We start from the raw sequence: 16,169 nt of genomic DNA, 5'->3' as shown, positions 1-16,169 counted from the left end.
GCTGGAGCTGTCCTGTGGACAAGAGCATCTATCTCGTAATGAATCGGGCGCGACACCTGTTCGACCAGCAGGCGTCGACCGCCAACAACCTGGCCAATGCCGGCACCAACGGCTTCAAGGGTCAGGTCGATGCGGCGCAGACCGTGCGGCTGTTGGGCGAGGGCAGCGAGACCCGGCAATTCGCCATGGCCGCGACCATCGGCACCGATCTGCGCGCGGGACAGATCCAGACGACCGGACGCAGCCTTGATGTGGCGGTATCCGGCCCCGGCTGGCTGGCGGTACAGACGCCGACCGGCGAAGAGGCCTATACGCGCGATGGCGGCATGCAGCTGGCGGCCGATGGCACACTGGAAACGCGCAGCGGCTTGGCGTTGGTGGGCGTGGGCGGCCCCATCGTGATTCCGCCGGAGACGCAGGTGCAGTTTGCTGCCGACGGCACGATCACGGCGGTCAGCAACGACAGCGCGGTGCGGCCGGTGGTGCTGGGACAGCTCAAGCTGGTGAACATCGAGCCGGTGGAGCTCGAACGCCGGCCCGATGGCCTGTTTCGCCAGCGTAACGGCGAGCCGGCCGATGCGGACGAGACCGTACGCATTGCGGGTGGTGCGCTGGAAGGCAGCAACGTTAATCCTACCGAGGCCCTGGTACAGATGATTGACGTCTCGCGCCAGTTCGAAATGCAGATGAAGATGCTGCGCGACAACGATTCGAGCGCGCAGCGCGCCAACGAATTGCTGCGCCACAGCTGACGCGGATTTGAGGAGGTTTCATGTTACGTTCCCTGTGGATTGCCAAGAGCGGGCTGGAAGCACAGCAGTCGCAGCTCGACGTGATTTCCAACAACATCGCCAACGTTGGCACCAATGGCTACAAGCGTAGCCGCGCCGTGTTCGAGGACCTGCTCTACCAGACGGTACGCGAGCCGGGCGCGCAGTCGTCGCAGCAGACCGTGCTGCCGTCGGGCCTGCAGGTCGGTACCGGGGTACGTGTGGTGGCGACGGAGCGCATGTTTACGCAGGGCAACCTGCAGCAGACTGGCAACGCCACCGACATGGCCATCAATGGCGCGGGGTTCTTCCAGGTACAACTGCCGGATGGCACGCTCGGCTACACGCGCGACGGCAATTTCCAGATCGATGCGCAAGGCCAGCTCGTCTCGTCGAGCGGCTACCCCATGCAGCCGAACATCGTCGTCCCGGCGACCGCGACTGGCATCACCGTTGGTAAGGATGGCGTGGTGTCGGTGACCACGGCTGGCACGCCCAACGCCACGCAGATCGGCAATATCCAGCTCGCGACCTTCGTCAATCCGGCAGGCCTGCGTGCGCTGGGCGAAAACCTGTTCGCCGAGACCGACGCCTCTGGCGTGGCCAACGTCAACGCCCCTGGCACCAATGGCGCGGGCTCCGTCACCCAGGCGTACGTGGAGACCTCCAACGTCAACGTGGTCGAGGAGCTGGTGAACATGATCCAGACGCAGCGCGCTTATGAAATGAACAGCAAGGTGGTTGAGCGCTCCGACCAGATGCTGCAGAATCTGGCGCGCCTGTGAGCGCGTGATGTTCAGGATGACCATGACGACGCGATCCTTCCTGTTGCTGCCGGCCATCGCCGTGGCGCTGTCCGGTTGCATGTACCAGACGCCCCAGCCCATCGTGTACCAGCCGATGGGCCTCCCGCCGCAGCCTGCGCCGCTGCAGGCCGCCAACACCGGCGCCATCTACCAGGCCAGCGCCACGCCGGTGGCCGCGGGCTTTCGCGGCATGTTCGAAGATCGCCGCGCGCGGCAGGTCGGCGATACGCTGACGATCATGATTTCCGAGAAGACCACGGCCAACAAAAAGAATACTGGCAATGTCGGCCGCACCGGTTCCCTGGGCGTGAGCGTGCCGCAACTGTTCGGCATCAATACCAATGTGGTGAACGACCTCGGGGTGTCGGCCAATACCTCGAACAAGTTCGACAGTTCCGCGGCGAATGGCTCGGCCAACGACTTTACCGGCACGATCGCGGTGCAGGTGATCGGCGTGCAGCCCAACGGCAACCTGGTGGTGAGCGGCGAGAAGCAGATCGCCATCGGCCAGGGTAACGAGTTCGTGCGCTTTTCCGGCATCGTCAATCCGGCCAATGTCACGGCGGCGAATACCGTGCTGTCCACGCAGGTGGCCGATGCACGCATGGAATATCGCGGTACCGGCTACGTGGCGGAAGCGCAGCAGATGGGTTGGCTGTCGCGTTTCTTCCTGTCGGTGATGCCGTTCTGAGATGAGGATGCAGCTAGTGATGACAGGCATGACGAACCGCGTGTTGATTCCTGTGCTGGCGGCATTGGCACTGTGCCTGCCCGGCATGGCGCAGGCCGAGCGGCTCAAGGATCTGGTGACGGTGCAGGGTGTGCGCGAGAACGCGCTGATCGGCTACGGCCTGGTGGTAGGCCTAGACGGCAGCGGCGACCAGACCACGCAGGCGCCGTTCACCAGCCAGAGTTTTGCCAACATGCTCAAGGAGTTTGGCGTTAACCTGCCGCCCAACGCCAGCATCCAGCTCAAGAACACGGCGGCCGTGGTGGTGACTGCTTCGTTGCCGCCGTTCGTGCGGCCGGGGCAGACCATCGACGTGACCGTCTCGTCGATCGGCAACGCGCGCAGCCTGCGTGGTGGTACGTTGCTGATGACGCCGCTCAAGGGTGCGGACGGACAGATCTATAGCATCGCGCAGGGCAATGTGGTGGTCAGCGGTGCGGGCGCCTCGGCCGGCGGCAGCAAGGTCCAGGTCAATCACCTGAGCGTGGGACGCATCGCCAACGGCGCGACCGTGGAGCGCGCGGTGCAGGCGGCGGTGGGCCAGGATGGTTATGTACAGCTCGATGCCGGTACGGCCGATTTCGGCACGGTGGACCGCATCGTCGCCGCCATCAACCGGCGTTTCGGTAGCGGCATGGCCGCAGCGGCCGACGCCCGCATGATCATGGTGCGCGCGCCGGCCACGCCGAACGAACGCGTCAGTTTCATTGCCCAGCTCGAAAGCATCGAGGTCCAGCCCGTGGCCGCTGCTGCCAAGGTGGTGATCAATGCGCGCACCGGCTCGGTGGTGATGAATCAGGTGGTGCAGGTGGCCGCCTGCGCGGTGGCGCACGGCAACCTGTCGGTGGTGATCAGCAGCGAACCGGTGGTCAGCCAGCCCGCGCCCTTCTCGCAAGGCCAGACCGTAGTGGCCCAGCGCTCGCAGATCGAGTTGAAGCAAGGGGGCGGCAGCCTGATGGAGATCAAGCCGGCGGCCAATCTCTCCGACGTGGTCAAGGCCATCAACGCACTCGGCGCAAACCCGCAGGACCTGATTGCCATCCTGCAGGCGATGAAGGCGGCCAACGCCTTGCGCGCCGAACTGGAAATCATCTGAGGACGCGGCATGATCAGACAGGACCTGTCCACCCGCCTGGCCATGGATTCGCAGAGCCTGGAGGGCCTCAAGCGCAGCGCGCGCGAACGGCCTGAAGTCGCGGCCAAGGCGGTGGCCAAGCAGTTCGACGCGCTGTTCATCAACCAGATGCTCAAGCAGATGCGCGAATCCATGCCGCAGGACGGCATGCTCGATTCCTCGCAAAGTCGCATGTATACCTCGATGTTCGACCAGCAGGTCTCGCAGAGCCTTGCGACGCGCGGCGTCGGCGTGGCTGACATGCTGCTGCGCCATCTGCAGCGCGGGTCGCAGGCGGGGCCAGGAGAAACGCCAGCAACGGCTGGGCCGATGACACTGCAGCCGCAGGCCATGTCCTTGCCGGGATTGGCGGCGACATCGGCTTCTTCGCCCGCCGAAACGGCGGCGCTGGCCAGCGCCATCCGCTATGTCGATGCGCATGGTGCAACCACCACACCCCGTCCGGGCCTGGAAGCACGCGTACGCACGGCGCTGGATGCCCTGCGCCAGCAAGCGGAAGGCAAGTCGGTGCCGCGCATCGAAACGGTAGCGACCGACGCATCATCGACACAGGGCACAGACGGTGCACAGGGGAGACGCCCAGGCCGCATCGCGCAGTTCTTCGACAAACTGGCCGACCATGCCGCCGAAGCGAGCCGCATGACCGGCATTCCGGCCAAGTTCATCCTCGGCCAGGCGGCACTTGAAAGCGGTTGGGGCCGCAGCGAGATCCGTACCAAAGGGGGCGGCACCAGCCATAACCTGTTCGGCATCAAGGCCACGGGCGGCTGGAAAGGGCCGGTGACCGAGGTAACGACGACCGAATACATCGATGGCGTAGCGCGCAAGGTCAAGGAAAAATTCCGCGTCTATGGCTCGTATGCCGAGGCCTTCACCGACTACGCGCGCCTGCTCACCGAGAACCCGCGCTATGCCAACGTGGTAAACAACGCCACTGATGTGAAGTCATTCGCGCAGGGTCTGCAGAGCGCGGGTTATGCCACTGACCCTAACTACGCGAACAAGATCATGCAGATCGTACGCCGCATGATCTGATGGCCGGCCGCGTCTTGTCTCAAGTTATGCGCCGCATGGCCGTTATCACTTGCAATGGCCCTGTCCGGGTCGGCAGGCCAGCGCAACCGCGTTCCGCCCGCCAGCCCGCAACCTCCGCCGCGGCCCGCAGCCGCCGAGAACGATGAACAACAGTCTTCTGAACATTGGCGCAAGTGGCCTGCGCGTGGCCGAGATGGCCCTGCAGGTGACTGGCCACAATATCGCCAACGCCAGCACGCCGGGGTATACGCGGCAGCAGGCCCTGCAGACCTCCAACCTGCCGCTCTACGTGGGTGCCGGCTACCTCGGGCAGGGCGCGCACGTCACTACCGTGCGGCGTATCTTTGACAGCTATCTCACTGCCCAGGTCACGGCCAGCCAGTCGCAGGCCAGCGGCCTCGAACGCCAGTCGCAACTGCTGACGTCGCTCGATGGCATCCTGTCCAACAGCAGCACCGGGCTGACGGTTGCGCTGCAGGACTTCTTCGCCTCGCTCGACGGGGTGGCCGCGAATCCATCCCAGACTGCCCCGCGCCAGGCCTTTATCGCGGCCGGCGAAGTGCTGGCAAACCGTATCCGCTCGCTCGACCAGCGTCTGGAGACACAGGCGACGGAAGTGAACCAGGAGATTCCCGCGCAAGTCTCGGCGGTGAATGTCGCCACCAAGCAGATCGCCGCGCTGAACAAACAGATTCGTCTGGCCGAAGCCACCAGCAATGGCCAGCCCGCCAACGACCTGCGTGACCAGCGCGATGCCCTGGTACGCGAACTGAACACCGTGGTGCGCACGCGCGTGGTCGAAGGCAGCGAAGGCCAGTTCGATCTCTATATCGGCAATGGCCAGCCGCTTGTGCTGGGGCAGAAGTCGTTCGAACTCAAGGCGGAGTCGTCCGAGTTCGATCCCTCGCAGTATTCGGTGTCGTTCGACACCGGCAATGGCACCGTCCCGCTGAGTGTCGAACAGCTCGGTGGCGGCAAGCTCGCCGGTTTGCTGGCCTTCCGCCAGGATACCCTCGAGCCCGCGCGCGCACAGCTTGGCCGCATCGTGGCGGCGCTGGGCAGTGCGATGAATGCGCAGCATGCTGCCGGTTTCGATCTCGACGGTGCGGCGGGTACGGCGCTGTTCTCCTTCGCCGGCATGCCGGCGCCAGTGGCCAGCGCACGCAATACCGGCAGCGGCTCGATGAGCGCCACGCTGCTCGACGTGAACCAGCTGAGCGGCCATGATTACCAGCTCACCTTCCAGGGCGGCGCATGGGTTGCCCAGCGCCTGCCGGACAAGGTGACGGTTGGCTCGGCCACGCCGCCGGCGACGCTCGCCGTGGATGGGCTGGAATTCACCTTTGGCGGTACGCCCGACGACGGCGACAGTTTCATGCTGCGTCCGGCTAGCAACGCGGCGCGCAGCTTCGAGATGCTGCTCAACGATCCGCGCAAGTTCGCGGCGGCGGCAACCGATCCCACCGCCGCCGGCAGCGGGCCGCTCGACAACGGCAACGCCAACCTGCTTGCCGCGCTGCGCAACGCAACGCTGCTGAACGGTGGTTCGACCTCGTTCGGCAATGCTTATGTCGACCTGGTCACCGATGTCGGCACGCAGGCGCGCGGCGTCGGCCTCATGGCGGAGGCGCAGGGTCAGGTCCTGAAGGATAGCGTGGCCGCGCAGCAGGCTGTATCGGGCGTCAATCTCGATGAAGAGGCCGCCAACCTGCTGCGCTACCAGCAGGCCTACCAGGCCTCTGCCAAGGTGATGCAGACCGCGGCGACGGTGTTCGATACCTTGCTGTCGATCGCCAACTGAGGCTGAGCTGGCGGCCTTGCCGGCTTCATCGTGCATGGGTCGGCGGTATTGGCCGCCCTCGCTGTCGTGGACCTCAAGTTGCGTCGGCCTGCGCCGTTAATGACGGAAGAGAGCAGGAAAGCATAACGCGGCGCATCGGCGCGCCGCTTCCGGAGAGTTCAGCATGCGCGTCGCCACCAGCCAGTTCTACGATTCCACCATCGCCGCCATGGGCCGCCAGCATGCCGAGCTGGTGCGGCTGCAGCAGCAGATCACCAGCGGCAAGCGCTTGCAGACCGCGGCCGAGGATCCCATCGCCATGGGCCGGCTGCTGCGCGGCCGCGAGGCCGACGTGCAGAACGATGCCTTCGCCGCGAACCGCGTCGCCGCCTCGGACCGCCTGCGGTTTACCGAACTGGCGCTCAGCAATCTCACCAACGTGATCCAGCGCGGCAAGGAAGTCGCGCTCGGGGCGCGCAAGGCCTCGCTGTCGGATGAAGAGCGTCAGGCGTACCTGAGCGAAGTGCAGAGCCAGTATGAAGAACTGCTGACTATCGCCAACCGCGTCGATGGCCAGGGCGTGGCGCTGTTCGGCGGCCAGCGCGCCACCGCGCCGTACGCGCTGCAGCCGGTGGTACCCCCGCCCGTGCCTCCCTCGACCGCCCCGGCCAATGTGGTGAACTATCTCGGCAATGGCACGGTGCCCAAGGTTGACGTGGGCAATGGCCAGATGATGGCCACCGGCGTCACGGGCGAAGACGCCTTCGGGCCCGAAACGCCGTCTGCCACGCAGCAGAGCGTATTTCGCACCTACGAGGCCATCATCTCGGCACTGACGCCGCCGATCACCGATGCCGCCAGCCGCGCCGCGCTGCAAGGCCAGCTCGATGGCCTGATCACCAACTTTGACAATAACTACCAGACAGCGCTGAACATGCATGTGCTGGTGGGCACGCGCCAGGCCCAGCTCGATACGCTCGACAGCAGCGGCGAAGCGCATGGCGACCAGCTCAAGGCGATGCTGCTGGAACTCGAATCGGTCGACGCCGCCAGCGCATTGAGCCAGTTCACGCAGCTCAAGACCGCGCTGGAAGCCTCGCAGCAGACCTTTGTGGCGATGCGCGGGCTGTCGCTGTTCAACTATCTGTAACCTGCGGGGGCGCTGCAGGCCGAGCGTCTACCCGCGGCCCCGGAAACTGCCGTGCGCGGCCGATCTGTGGCTAGAATGGCGGCATGTCCACACCCCATGCCATCCTGATCTCCCTGCTGGAGCAGCCTTCGTCGGGCTACGATCTCGCACGCCGCTTCGACCGCTCCATGGGGTACTTCTGGCGTGCCACGCACCAGCAGATCTATCGTGAACTCGGCCGCATGCTGCAACAGGGCTGGGTCGCCGTGGTCGGCGAAACCGCCGGTGAGGCAGCGGCATCGCGCAAGAAGGTGTACCAGGTCTTGCCGGCCGGCCGCGCCGAAGTGGCCCGCTGGGTGCGGGAAACCGTCACCGACGTCGATGGCCGTAACGTCTTTCTCATCAAGCTGCGCGCCGAGGCTGCCATCGGCCCACTCGGGCTCGATGCCGAACTCGCCCGCCTCATCGGGCTGCACCGCGAGCGCCTGCAGACCTATCTCGATATCGAACAGCGCGATTTCACACCCGCCGATGCACTGACGCCTGCGCAGCGGGTGCAATATGCGATTCTCAAGGGCGGGATCGTGTCGGAGCGGGCGTGGCTGGCGTGGGCAGAGGAGGTGGGGCCGTTGCTCCACGCGTAGCCGCGTCCCTACTTACTCGGCGAGGCCGGGCCGGGCGCGGCAGATGCGCTAGCGTACTGGCTCAGTTCGTTTCCCACCACCCACTCACCAACCCCACCGGCCGTTGCGCCGCAATGACCCGTGCCGAGACTTCCCAGGCATCAAAGCGGACGTCGAGTCCGGCGTAGATGCCGTGTCCGTCGCCGGAGATGATCAGTCCGCCGGCTTCGATGCCTTCGCCGGTGCGGATGGCGCCGCCCGCGCGGATATTGCCGCCGGCGCGGATGCCCCAGCCGGAGGCGAGGTGGTTGCCGCAGTCGATGTCGCCATTGGCTTGCATGCCGCACGCTGCGTAGGCGTCGTGTCCGGTGATGATGTCGCTGCCGCTGCGGATGCCATGTGCGCAATGCAGCGTGGTGCCGCTGCGCAGTGCGCCGCCAGTCAGGATATTGCCTTCGACGCGGATGCTCTGGGCGGCGGCGAGGTCCCAGCCGGCGCGGGCATGTCCGCCGCAGTCGAGCGTGGTCTGGGTTTCGATACCCCAACCAGCTTGCAAGTCGCCTTTGCACTGGATCGCGCCGTCGCTGGCGATCTGTCCGCCCGCATGAATGTTTTCCCCCGCCATCACCAAGGTTCCTGCGCGAATGCCGCCTTGCGTGCGGATGCTGCCGCCGGCGCGCACGACACTGTCGACGGTGATCCCCTGGCGGACGACGAGCGTGCCGGCGAAGACGATGGCTTCGGCGTCGACCGTGTCGAGGGTCAGCACGGCATCGGTTGCGCCGAACTGGTCGAGCAGCCAGCAGGCGTCATCGATGCGACCGTCGCGTACGAGCGCGTCGAGGATGGCCTGGTAGTCGCCTTGTCCGTTCTGGTCGCGCAGAAACCAGCGGTAGCCGCTGGCGCAGGGGTTCTTGGCTTTGACGAAATTCTTGGTCAGTTGCATGGCACACGTTCCGGAGGCGGCGGAGCGAAAGCAGGGCGTCCCTGCCGGCCGACCGCGTTCGCCTGCGCACCGGGCGAGGCGAGGGCGTGCGATGACGCCGCAGAAAGTGCGGCGCATGCGCGTGCGCGGATCGTCCCGGCGTGGGACAGGATCGGGATCAAACGGGGAGAGAGCTGCCGGGCGGAATGCGCGGCAGGCGGCCGATCAGCCTGGTTTGGCCCGCGCGTAGGCGGAGCGCGCGGCGATTTCCTGCGAGCTGATCATGGTCGAGCGCGGTCCGCCCTCCAGCGTGCGCCAACCGGAGCGCACCCAGACGGGAAGGGAAAGCAGGACAGAACGGGACTGGCGTTGTGCCACGGATCACTCACGCAAAAAGACAACGGCCGCCCGGAAAGGCGGCCAGCAGCAATCGTACCATCCATGCGGGCCGAGTCAAGCGCGCTGGACGTCACTTCATGTGCGCGCGGCAGGCAGGATCAGAGTTTGCTGCGAGTTCGCGCATTCGGCGAAGTGGGCGTCGATGCCATCGTGGACCGTCCGCCCGTCAGCGCCTCTCCCGCGATCCGGGTCTGCGGCATGCCCGGAAGACGCAGCGCCGCGCGGGTCGAGGCCAGGATATGGTTCTGCAATCGTGTTGCCGGGCCGGGTACGCTGGCGGATGAAGAGAGGGGCAGGGATGAGGGTGTGCCCGGCAGGGCACGCGTGTTCTGGATGGTCATGATACGTGCGGCATTGGGAGCGATGAGACCAGCCATGCTAGCGCAGTTGCTGCGGAGGCCCGGCACGGGTTTGCAATCTCTTGCACCTTAGCCCCCGGGGAAACGGGGGTGGCTGGGGATATTCATCAAGCCGTTGTCGTCCGCCAGGCGGTCGTATGCCGGGCCGTGCGGCCCTTGCGGCTTAGTGCGCGCCGGCGGTTGCCGTGTCGAGCCTCAGCCGCGCCCGCGCCTGCTGGTACTCGGTGCGCAGGCGTGCCACCAGTTCGGCCGCGGGCACCACGCGCTTGACCGCACCGACGCCCTGGCCGGCGCCCCAGATTTCCTTCCAGGCCTTGGGCCGCTGGCGATCGGCGCCGAAGTTCATGGCGGTCGGATCCGAGACCGGCAGGTTCTCCGGATCGAGACCGCTGTTGACGATGCTCTGGCGCAGGTAGTTGCCATGCACGCCGGTGAACAGGTTGGTGTAGACGATGTCGCTGGCGCCGCTGTCGACGATCATCTGCTTGTAGGCCTCGGTCGCGTTGGCTTCTTCCGTGGCGATGAAGGCCGAGCCGACATAGGCGAGGTCCGCACCCGCCGCCTGGGCGGCGAGGACGGCATCGCCGGTGCCGATGGCGCCGGAAAGCAGCAGCGGGCCGTCGAACCATTCGCGGATGTCATGCACCAGCGCAAACGGCGAGAGTACGCCGGCATGCCCGCCCGCGCCGGCCGCCACGGCGATCAGCCCGTCCGCGCCTTTCTGGATGGCCTTGCGGGCGAAGGTATTGTTGATCACGTCGTGGAGCACGATGCCGCCCCAGTCGTGCACGGCATGGTTGACCTCCTCGCGCGCGCCGAGCGAGGTGATGATGATCGGTACCTTGTACTTGGCGCACAGCGCCATGTCTTCCTCGAGCCGGGCGTTCGACTTGTGCACGATCTGGTTAACGGCGAACGGCGCGGCGGGCTTGTCCGGATGCTGGGCGTTGTATTCGGCCAGTTCGGTGGTGATGCGTTCCAGCCATTGCTCGAGCACGCCGGAGGGGCGCGCATTGAGCGCGGGAAAGGAGCCGACGATGCCGGCCTTGCACTGCGCCAGGACCAGGTCGGGATTCGAGATGATGAACAGCGGCGATCCGACGACGGGCACGGAGAGCCGGTTGGCAAGCAGCGGCGGCAGGGACATGGGTGGCGGCTCCTGAAAGCAAAAGAGTAGCGTATCGCGGTCTGGCCGGAGAGCAGCGGGTAGACCGATACTATGCAACTGGTTGCATAAAATAACAGGCGAATCGTCGCTGTGCAAGGGTGGCGGGCTCCAATTCGCGCTGGACCGGGCTGGAGCGGCATGCAGCCGGCAGGCGGCGTACTCCGGGGGTGAAGCAGGATGGGGCCGGGCGGGGCGTGGCTATTCGGCCGGACTGGCGGAGCGCAAGGCCCGAGCGCCGATTTCCAGGCTGTGCTGCACGGCTTCGGTCAGTAGCGGCGCAAGCGACACGAAGACCAGCGCCAGCAGCACCAGCCCGGCCAGGAGAGTCGCGCTCAGGCCAATGGCGAATGGATTGAGCTGGGCGGTGGCGCGGCTCAGCACGGCGAGGGCGAGGTTGACGACCAGCAGGATGCCGATCACCGGCAGGGCCAGACGCAGGCCGAAACTGAAGATCAACAGGCCGGCCTTCCCCAGTTCGAGCCAGCCGCCGGCTTCAATCAGGCCGGGGGCGACGGGGAAAGTGGTGAACACGTCGTGCAGCGTGGCCAGCAGCAGCAGGTGGCCGTCCGCAGCGATGAAGGCGGTAAGGGCGGTGAGCGTGAGGAAGCGGCCGATCACCATATTGCTCTCGGTTTGCGCGCTGTCGAAGAGCGTGGCGAAACCCAGGCCCATCTGGATGCTGATCAGCTCTCCGGCGGCGCCAATGGCGGCGAACACCACGCGTACGCAAAAGCCGAGCGCTACGCCGACCATCACCTGGATCATGGTGATCCAGATACCGGCGGGCGAGCCGACTTCGATGGCGGGCGGGGGAGCGAGCGTCGGGGCGATGACCAGCGTGAGCACCACCGCCAGGCCGACCTTGATGCGTGCCGGGATCTGGCTGTCGCTGAACGGCGGCGCCACCATGACAAAGGCCAGGATACGTACGAACGGCCACAGGTACAGGGCCAGCCAGCCGTTCCACTGCGCGGCGGTCAGCGTGAGCATGCTCAGCCCACGTAGGTGGGAATATTGATCAGCAGCTCGCGCATGTAGTCGACCAGCACCGAGAGGATCCACGGCCCGGCCAGCACCATGGCGGCAAAGATGGCGAGCAGCTTGGGAATGAACGACAGCGTGGCTTCGTTGAGCGAGGTGGCGGCCTGGAACACGGCCACCAGCAGGCCGACCACCAGCGACACCAGCAGCATCGGCGCACCGACCATGATGGCGATCTCGATGGCGTGGCGCGCCATGTCGAGGACGGTTTCCTGGTTCATGGCGGCTACTGGGTGAAACTCTGCGAGAGGGAGCCGAGCAGCAGGTGCCAGCCGTCGATCATCACGAACAGCATGATCTTGAACGGTAGCGAGAAGATGGCCGGCGAGACCATCATCATGCCCATCGACATCAGCACGCTGGCGACCACGATGTCGATCACCAGGAAGGGAATGAAGATGGCAAAGCCGATCTGGAAGGCCGTCTTCAGCTCGCTGGTGACAAAGGCGGGGATCAGCACACGCATGGGAATCGCCTCCGGGCCCTCGACGGGCGGCAGGTTGGCGAGGCGGGCGAACAGGGCGATGTCAGGTTCGCGCGTCTGCTTCATCATGAACTCGCGCACCGGCACTGCCGCGGTTTCCAGCGCCTGCTCAAAGCTGATGCGGTTCTCTGCGAGCGGCGTATAGGCTTCCTTGTGCACGCGGTCGAGCACCGGCGTCATGACGAACATGGTGAGGAACAGCGCGAGCCCGATCAGCACCTGGTTGGGCGGCGTGGTCTGCGTGCCGAGCGCGTGGCGCAGCAGCGACAGCACGATGATGATGCGCGTGAAGCCGCTCATCATCAGCAGCACGGCCGGCAGGAACGACAGCGAGGTAAGGAACAGCAGTGTCTGGATGCTGAGCGTGTAGCTCTGGCCGTTGGCGCCGGCGGTCAGTACCGGCAGGCCGGTCTGGGCCAGCGCGGGTGTGGCACTGCCCAGCGCCAGCAGGGCTGCCGCGCAGGGGAGCGCGCGGCGGGAAAACAGGGACATCATTCTCGGTCTCGTGAAAGCGTGCGCCGCAGCTGCGTGGCAAAGGCTGCCGGCAGCGATGGCGGCAGGGTCGCATCGCCAGCCGCGCCGGGCTCGGTTGCCGCAGCAGCGGGGCGCGGCAGCGTGTGCAGCGTGGTGATGCTGGCGGGCGTCATGCCGAGCACCAGCCAGGTGTCTTCGATTTCCACCACGACCAGCTTTTCCTTCATGCCCAGCGCGTGGTGCCCCACCACGCGCAGCACCTGGCGCTGGTTGCCGGCCGGTCCGCCACGCTGCTGCAGGCGGCGCAGTGCCCAGGCGGCGAACACGATCATGCCAAGAACGAAGAACAGTCCGCCGAACAGCCGGATCCAGTCAGCAATGTGGGTCATGGGGAGTCTCCCGGAGAAGTCGGCGAAGGTGTGGCCACCGCTGTATGCGGGCCTTGTTCGTCGCTCCGGTCTGCGTCTCGCGTCCTAGCGGTTGAGTTTCCGGATGCGTTCGGACGGCGTGATGATATCAGTCAGGCGAATGCCGAAACGGTCGTTCACCACCACCACTTCGCCCTGCGCGATCAGGCATCCGTTCACCAGCACATCCATCGGTTCGCCGGCCAGTCCGTCGAGCTCGATCACCGAGCCCTGCGCCAGTTGCAACAGGTTCTTGATGGCGATCTTGGTGCGCCCCAGCTCTACCGTGAGCTGGACGGGAATGTCGAGGATCAGGTCGATATCATTGCGGCCGATGGTGGCATCCTTGTCGGTCGCCAATGGCTTGAAGATCGGCGCCGGCTCGGCCTCCGGCTTCACCGGCTGGGCGGCGGCGGGCGACGCAGGCGCAGCAGCAGCGGCGGTCGCGGCGCGGGCGGCTTCGGCCTGCTCCATCTGGGCCATGACCTTTGCCATGTCGGTTTCGTTCTCGTCGAACAGCATGTCGGGATCATCGGTCATCGTCTTGGTCCTGCGGGTTGTCCTGGGCGGCGTGGTTCAGCATCTTGCAGACGCGCAGCGCATACTGCCCGTTGAAGGTGCCATAGCTGCATTCCATGACCGGCACGCCATCCACATTGCCGGTGACGGTGGGGGTGATGTCGAGCGGAATCACGTCCCCCACTTTCATATTGAGAATATCCGCGAGCGTAATGCGTGTTTCGGCCAGATTGGCGATCAGCTGCACCTCGGCGGATTGCACCTGCTGCGATAGCAGGCGTACCCAGCGCTTGTCCACTTCCAGTGTCTCGCCCTGGATCGAACTCGACAGCAGGTCGCGAATCGGTTCGAGCATGGTGTACGGCATGCAGATATGCACGTCGCCACCGTTGTTGCCGAATTCCACATGGAACGAGGTGGTCACGACCACCTCGTTCGGTGTCGCCACATTAGCGAATTCGGTGTGCATTTCGGCGCGCAGGTATTCGAACTCGATCGGATACACCGGCTGCCACGCGCTGCCGTAGTGCTCGAATACCAGATGCAGCAGGCGCTGGATGATGCGCTGCTCCACCTGCGTGAAGTCGCGGCCTTCCACGCGCGTGTGGAAACGACCGTCACCGCCGAACAGGTTGTCGACGATCAGAAAAATCAGGTTCGGGTCGAACACGAACAGCGCCGTGCCGCGTAGCGGCTTGACCTGGACGAGATTGATACTGGTCGGCACCACCAGGTTGCGGATGAACTCGCTGTACTTCTGGACCTTGACCTGCCCCACCGAGATCTCGGCGTTGCGGCGCATGAAATTGAACAGCGCAATGCGCCAATTGCGCGCGAACCGCTCATTGATGATCTCCAGCGTGGGCATGCGCCCGCGCACGATGCGTTCCTGCGTGCCCAGGTTGTACGGGCGGATGCCATCGGCAGCTTCGGCCGGAGCATCATCCTCCGCATCGTCGCTGACGCCGCGCAGTAGCGCGTCGATTTCATCCTGGGAGAGAAACTCTTCCTTGATCATGCCGTTTGACGTTGGTTGAACGTGTACTGGTCGCGGTTACTGGATGACAAAGTTGGTGAACAGCACGTCCTTGACCTTCAGGTCGGACACCGTCGTGCTGTAGGGTTGCCGCGTCAGGGCCAGGATTTCCTTCACCAGTTTCTGCTTGCCGTCGGCCTGGTACAGCTCGGCCGGCGTCTTGGACGACAGCAGGAGCAGGACCCGGCTGCGCAGTTCCGGCATAAACATCTTCACCAGGCCGTCGGCCTCCTTGTCATAGCTTTTCAGTACGATGCCGATCTGCAGGTAGCGGTCGCCGTTGTCCGGCTGCAGGTTAACGGTCATCGATTCCAGGGCCACATAGATGGGGCTCGGCGGCTTGGGCTCGAGCCGCGCGGCCAACCATGCCCGGCCATCGGTGCTCGTCAGCCAGACGCCGGCGCCACTGAGCAGCGCCGCCACGACGGCCAGCAGGACCACGAGCTTGCGCTTGCCGGGCTTGCCCGCTGACGCGTCTGGCGTCCCTTCGGGCGGGACCGCCTGGAGTTTGGCGGCTTTGCTGTTTGCCATGGTTCGATCCGGTCGTGATATCGGGTTGCAGCGCACACTGCGCCGCAGAATGCCATGTATTGTTCACGAGACCGGGGACGATGATTCGCCCGATAAGCGGTGGGAATCCCCCGTTTATCAGGGGTTTGATTGCCGTCGCCTACGACGCCAGCTGATTGGACACCACGTAATAGGTCATCTCGGCGTTGTTGCGGAACTGCATCTTGGCCATGATCCGCGCGCGGTAGGCGCTGACTGTCTTGGCGCTGATCTGCATGCGGGCGGCGATATCACTCAGGGTCAGGCCGGAACCGATCAGGCAGAGGGTTTCATATTCACGTTCGGAGAGGGTATCGTGCCGAGCCTGTTCCCAGTCGGTACTGAGGTTGTCGGCGATGATCTCCATCATGCCCGGCGGCAGGTATTTCTTGCCGCGCGCCAGCATCTGCAGCGCTGTCAGGACTTCGGTGCGGCTGGCGGTGCGGGGCAGGTAGCCACTGGCGCCAGCCTTGAGGGCGCGCACGGTCAGCTGCGCCTCTGACTGATTGCCGACCACCAGGATCCGCAGTTCCGGCAGTTGCTGGTGCAGGCCCCGCAGGTAGCTGAATGTATCCGATGGCTCTGCCGGCAGTGCGCACAGCAGGCCGTGCCAGCGCTGCTTCCGCAGCGCGGAGTCCAGCTCGTCGCGGGACGCCACGGCGCCAATCTGTCGGGCAATACGTGACTCTTCCACCAACTGGCGCAGGCCGGCGCGGAAGATGTCGAGCGGTTCGGCAATCAGGACTTTCTGCATCAACAGGGTACCCAGGTATCCGGTGGGGAGCGCGTGGCAACTCGCG

19 protein-coding genes are annotated in these 16,169 nt (G+C 65.3%); 8 read left to right on the top strand and 11 right to left on the bottom strand.

The window, feature by feature from the left end:
* Positions 1 to 14: 14 nt before the first annotated feature.
* The 8 genes from ACQ3C8_RS15665 (at position 15) to ACQ3C8_RS15630 (ending at position 8,029) form a co-directional block, all read left to right on the top strand.
* Positions 15 to 752, top strand: coding sequence for a flagellar basal body rod protein FlgF (locus tag ACQ3C8_RS15665; protein ID WP_009522166.1), 738 nt, complete (start codon positions 15 to 17; stop codon positions 750 to 752).
* A 20-nt stretch (positions 753 to 772) separates the two neighbouring features.
* Positions 773 to 1,555 (top strand): flagellar basal-body rod protein FlgG, encoded by a 783-nt coding sequence (gene flgG / locus ACQ3C8_RS15660; RefSeq protein ID WP_428853275.1) that lies wholly within the window; start codon positions 773 to 775, stop codon positions 1,553 to 1,555.
* Between the two features lie 22 nt (positions 1,556 to 1,577).
* The gene (locus ACQ3C8_RS15655) at positions 1,578 to 2,267 is read left to right on the top strand and encodes a flagellar basal body L-ring protein FlgH (RefSeq protein ID WP_428853274.1); all 690 of its coding nucleotides are present in this window, start codon (positions 1,578 to 1,580) and stop codon (positions 2,265 to 2,267) included.
* 28 nt (positions 2,268 to 2,295) lie between these two features.
* Complete coding sequence (locus ACQ3C8_RS15650; protein WP_428853283.1) at positions 2,296 to 3,402, top strand: flagellar basal body P-ring protein FlgI; 1,107 nt, start codon at positions 2,296 to 2,298, stop codon at positions 3,400 to 3,402.
* 9 nt (positions 3,403 to 3,411) lie between these two features.
* Positions 3,412 to 4,476, top strand: coding sequence for a flagellar assembly peptidoglycan hydrolase FlgJ (gene flgJ / locus ACQ3C8_RS15645; RefSeq protein ID WP_428853273.1), 1,065 nt, complete (start codon positions 3,412 to 3,414; stop codon positions 4,474 to 4,476).
* Positions 4,477 to 4,618: 142 nt separating this feature from the next.
* The gene (flgK, locus tag ACQ3C8_RS15640; RefSeq protein ID WP_428853272.1) at positions 4,619 to 6,277 is read left to right on the top strand and encodes a flagellar hook-associated protein FlgK; all 1,659 of its coding nucleotides are present in this window, start codon (positions 4,619 to 4,621) and stop codon (positions 6,275 to 6,277) included.
* Between the two features lie 163 nt (positions 6,278 to 6,440).
* Complete coding sequence (flgL, locus tag ACQ3C8_RS15635; protein ID WP_009522172.1) at positions 6,441 to 7,406, top strand: flagellar hook-associated protein FlgL; 966 nt, start codon at positions 6,441 to 6,443, stop codon at positions 7,404 to 7,406.
* An 83-nt stretch (positions 7,407 to 7,489) separates the two neighbouring features.
* Positions 7,490 to 8,029, top strand: a complete 540-nt coding sequence (locus ACQ3C8_RS15630) for a PadR family transcriptional regulator (protein WP_428853271.1) — start codon at positions 7,490 to 7,492, stop codon at positions 8,027 to 8,029.
* 61 nt (positions 8,030 to 8,090) lie between these two features.
* On the opposite strand, the gene ACQ3C8_RS15625 is transcribed toward ACQ3C8_RS15630, so the two are convergent.
* From ACQ3C8_RS15625 to ACQ3C8_RS15575, 11 genes are all read right to left on the bottom strand, one after another.
* Complete coding sequence (locus tag ACQ3C8_RS15625; protein WP_009522174.1) at positions 8,091 to 8,954, bottom strand: hypothetical protein; 864 nt, start codon at positions 8,952 to 8,954, stop codon at positions 8,091 to 8,093.
* Between the two features lie 476 nt (positions 8,955 to 9,430).
* Positions 9,431 to 9,673, bottom strand: coding sequence for a hypothetical protein (locus ACQ3C8_RS15620; RefSeq protein ID WP_428853270.1), 243 nt, complete (start codon positions 9,671 to 9,673; stop codon positions 9,431 to 9,433).
* A 181-nt stretch (positions 9,674 to 9,854) separates the two neighbouring features.
* The gene (locus tag ACQ3C8_RS15615) at positions 9,855 to 10,838 is read right to left on the bottom strand and encodes an NAD(P)H-dependent flavin oxidoreductase (RefSeq protein ID WP_428853269.1); all 984 of its coding nucleotides are present in this window, start codon (positions 10,836 to 10,838) and stop codon (positions 9,855 to 9,857) included.
* Between the two features lie 219 nt (positions 10,839 to 11,057).
* Positions 11,058 to 11,849, bottom strand: a complete 792-nt coding sequence (gene fliR, locus ACQ3C8_RS15610; protein ID WP_428853268.1) for a flagellar biosynthetic protein FliR — start codon at positions 11,847 to 11,849, stop codon at positions 11,058 to 11,060.
* 2 nt (positions 11,850 to 11,851) lie between these two features.
* Positions 11,852 to 12,121 carry a flagellar biosynthesis protein FliQ gene (fliQ, locus tag ACQ3C8_RS15605; RefSeq protein ID WP_009522177.1) on the bottom strand — a complete coding sequence of 90 codons (270 nt, stop codon included), beginning with the start codon at positions 12,119 to 12,121 and terminating at the stop codon, positions 11,852 to 11,854.
* A gap of 5 nt (positions 12,122 to 12,126) precedes the next feature.
* Positions 12,127 to 12,879, bottom strand: coding sequence for a flagellar type III secretion system pore protein FliP (gene fliP, locus ACQ3C8_RS15600; protein ID WP_428853267.1), 753 nt, complete (start codon positions 12,877 to 12,879; stop codon positions 12,127 to 12,129).
* Entirely contained in the window at positions 12,876 to 13,247 is a 372-nt protein-coding gene (gene fliO / locus ACQ3C8_RS15595) for a flagellar biosynthetic protein FliO (protein ID WP_428853266.1), read from the bottom strand. The genes fliP and fliO overlap by 4 nt, the downstream gene beginning before the upstream one ends.
* A gap of 84 nt (positions 13,248 to 13,331) precedes the next feature.
* The gene (fliN, locus tag ACQ3C8_RS15590) at positions 13,332 to 13,805 is read right to left on the bottom strand and encodes a flagellar motor switch protein FliN (RefSeq protein ID WP_009522180.1); all 474 of its coding nucleotides are present in this window, start codon (positions 13,803 to 13,805) and stop codon (positions 13,332 to 13,334) included.
* A complete protein-coding gene (gene fliM / locus ACQ3C8_RS15585) occupies positions 13,795 to 14,802 on the bottom strand; it encodes a flagellar motor switch protein FliM (protein ID WP_009522181.1) in 1,008 nt (335 codons plus the stop codon). Before fliM ends, fliN begins: the two co-directional genes overlap by 11 nt.
* A gap of 36 nt (positions 14,803 to 14,838) precedes the next feature.
* Positions 14,839 to 15,351, bottom strand: coding sequence for a flagellar basal body-associated protein FliL (fliL, locus tag ACQ3C8_RS15580; protein ID WP_009522182.1), 513 nt, complete (start codon positions 15,349 to 15,351; stop codon positions 14,839 to 14,841).
* Positions 15,352 to 15,490: 139 nt separating this feature from the next.
* Positions 15,491 to 16,123 carry a LuxR C-terminal-related transcriptional regulator gene (locus tag ACQ3C8_RS15575; RefSeq protein ID WP_428853282.1) on the bottom strand — a complete coding sequence of 211 codons (633 nt, stop codon included), beginning with the start codon at positions 16,121 to 16,123 and terminating at the stop codon, positions 15,491 to 15,493.
* Between the last annotated feature and the right edge of the window lie 46 nt (positions 16,124 to 16,169).

The sequence above is a fragment of the Imbroritus primus genome, assembly GCF_964332355.1.
Classification (GTDB): Bacteria; Pseudomonadota; Gammaproteobacteria; order Burkholderiales; family Burkholderiaceae; genus Imbroritus; species Imbroritus primus.
This window is presented reverse-complemented; position numbering and strand designations above follow the sequence as displayed.

Excerpts from the sequence above, each read along its gene's own strand:
- flgG (WP_428853275.1), top strand. The coding sequence starts at position 773 with ATGTTACGTTCCCTGTGGATTGCCAAGAGCGGGCTGGAAGCACAGCAG.
- ACQ3C8_RS15655 (WP_428853274.1), top strand. The coding sequence starts at position 1,578 with ATGACGACGCGATCCTTCCTGTTGCTGCCGGCCATCGCCGTGGCGCTG.
- ACQ3C8_RS15650 (WP_428853283.1), top strand. The coding sequence starts at position 2,296 with ATGACGAACCGCGTGTTGATTCCTGTGCTGGCGGCATTGGCACTGTGC.
- flgJ (WP_428853273.1), top strand. The coding sequence starts at position 3,412 with ATGATCAGACAGGACCTGTCCACCCGCCTGGCCATGGATTCGCAGAGC.
- flgK (WP_428853272.1), top strand. The coding sequence starts at position 4,619 with ATGAACAACAGTCTTCTGAACATTGGCGCAAGTGGCCTGCGCGTGGCC.
- flgL (WP_009522172.1), top strand. The coding sequence starts at position 6,441 with ATGCGCGTCGCCACCAGCCAGTTCTACGATTCCACCATCGCCGCCATG.
- ACQ3C8_RS15630 (WP_428853271.1), top strand. The coding sequence starts at position 7,490 with ATGTCCACACCCCATGCCATCCTGATCTCCCTGCTGGAGCAGCCTTCG.
- ACQ3C8_RS15625 (WP_009522174.1), bottom strand. The coding sequence starts at position 8,954 with ATGCAACTGACCAAGAATTTCGTCAAAGCCAAGAACCCCTGCGCCAGC.
- ACQ3C8_RS15620 (WP_428853270.1), bottom strand. The coding sequence starts at position 9,673 with ATGACCATCCAGAACACGCGTGCCCTGCCGGGCACACCCTCATCCCTG.
- ACQ3C8_RS15615 (WP_428853269.1), bottom strand. The coding sequence starts at position 10,838 with ATGTCCCTGCCGCCGCTGCTTGCCAACCGGCTCTCCGTGCCCGTCGTC.
- fliR (WP_428853268.1), bottom strand. The coding sequence starts at position 11,849 with ATGCTCACGCTGACCGCCGCGCAGTGGAACGGCTGGCTGGCCCTGTAC.
- fliQ (WP_009522177.1), bottom strand. The coding sequence starts at position 12,121 with ATGAACCAGGAAACCGTCCTCGACATGGCGCGCCACGCCATCGAGATC.
- fliP (WP_428853267.1), bottom strand. The coding sequence starts at position 12,879 with ATGATGTCCCTGTTTTCCCGCCGCGCGCTCCCCTGCGCGGCAGCCCTG.
- fliO (WP_428853266.1), bottom strand. The coding sequence starts at position 13,247 with ATGACCCACATTGCTGACTGGATCCGGCTGTTCGGCGGACTGTTCTTC.
- fliN (WP_009522180.1), bottom strand. The coding sequence starts at position 13,805 with ATGACCGATGATCCCGACATGCTGTTCGACGAGAACGAAACCGACATG.
- fliM (WP_009522181.1), bottom strand. The coding sequence starts at position 14,802 with ATGATCAAGGAAGAGTTTCTCTCCCAGGATGAAATCGACGCGCTACTG.
- fliL (WP_009522182.1), bottom strand. The coding sequence starts at position 15,351 with ATGGCAAACAGCAAAGCCGCCAAACTCCAGGCGGTCCCGCCCGAAGGG.
- ACQ3C8_RS15575 (WP_428853282.1), bottom strand. The coding sequence starts at position 16,123 with ATGCAGAAAGTCCTGATTGCCGAACCGCTCGACATCTTCCGCGCCGGC.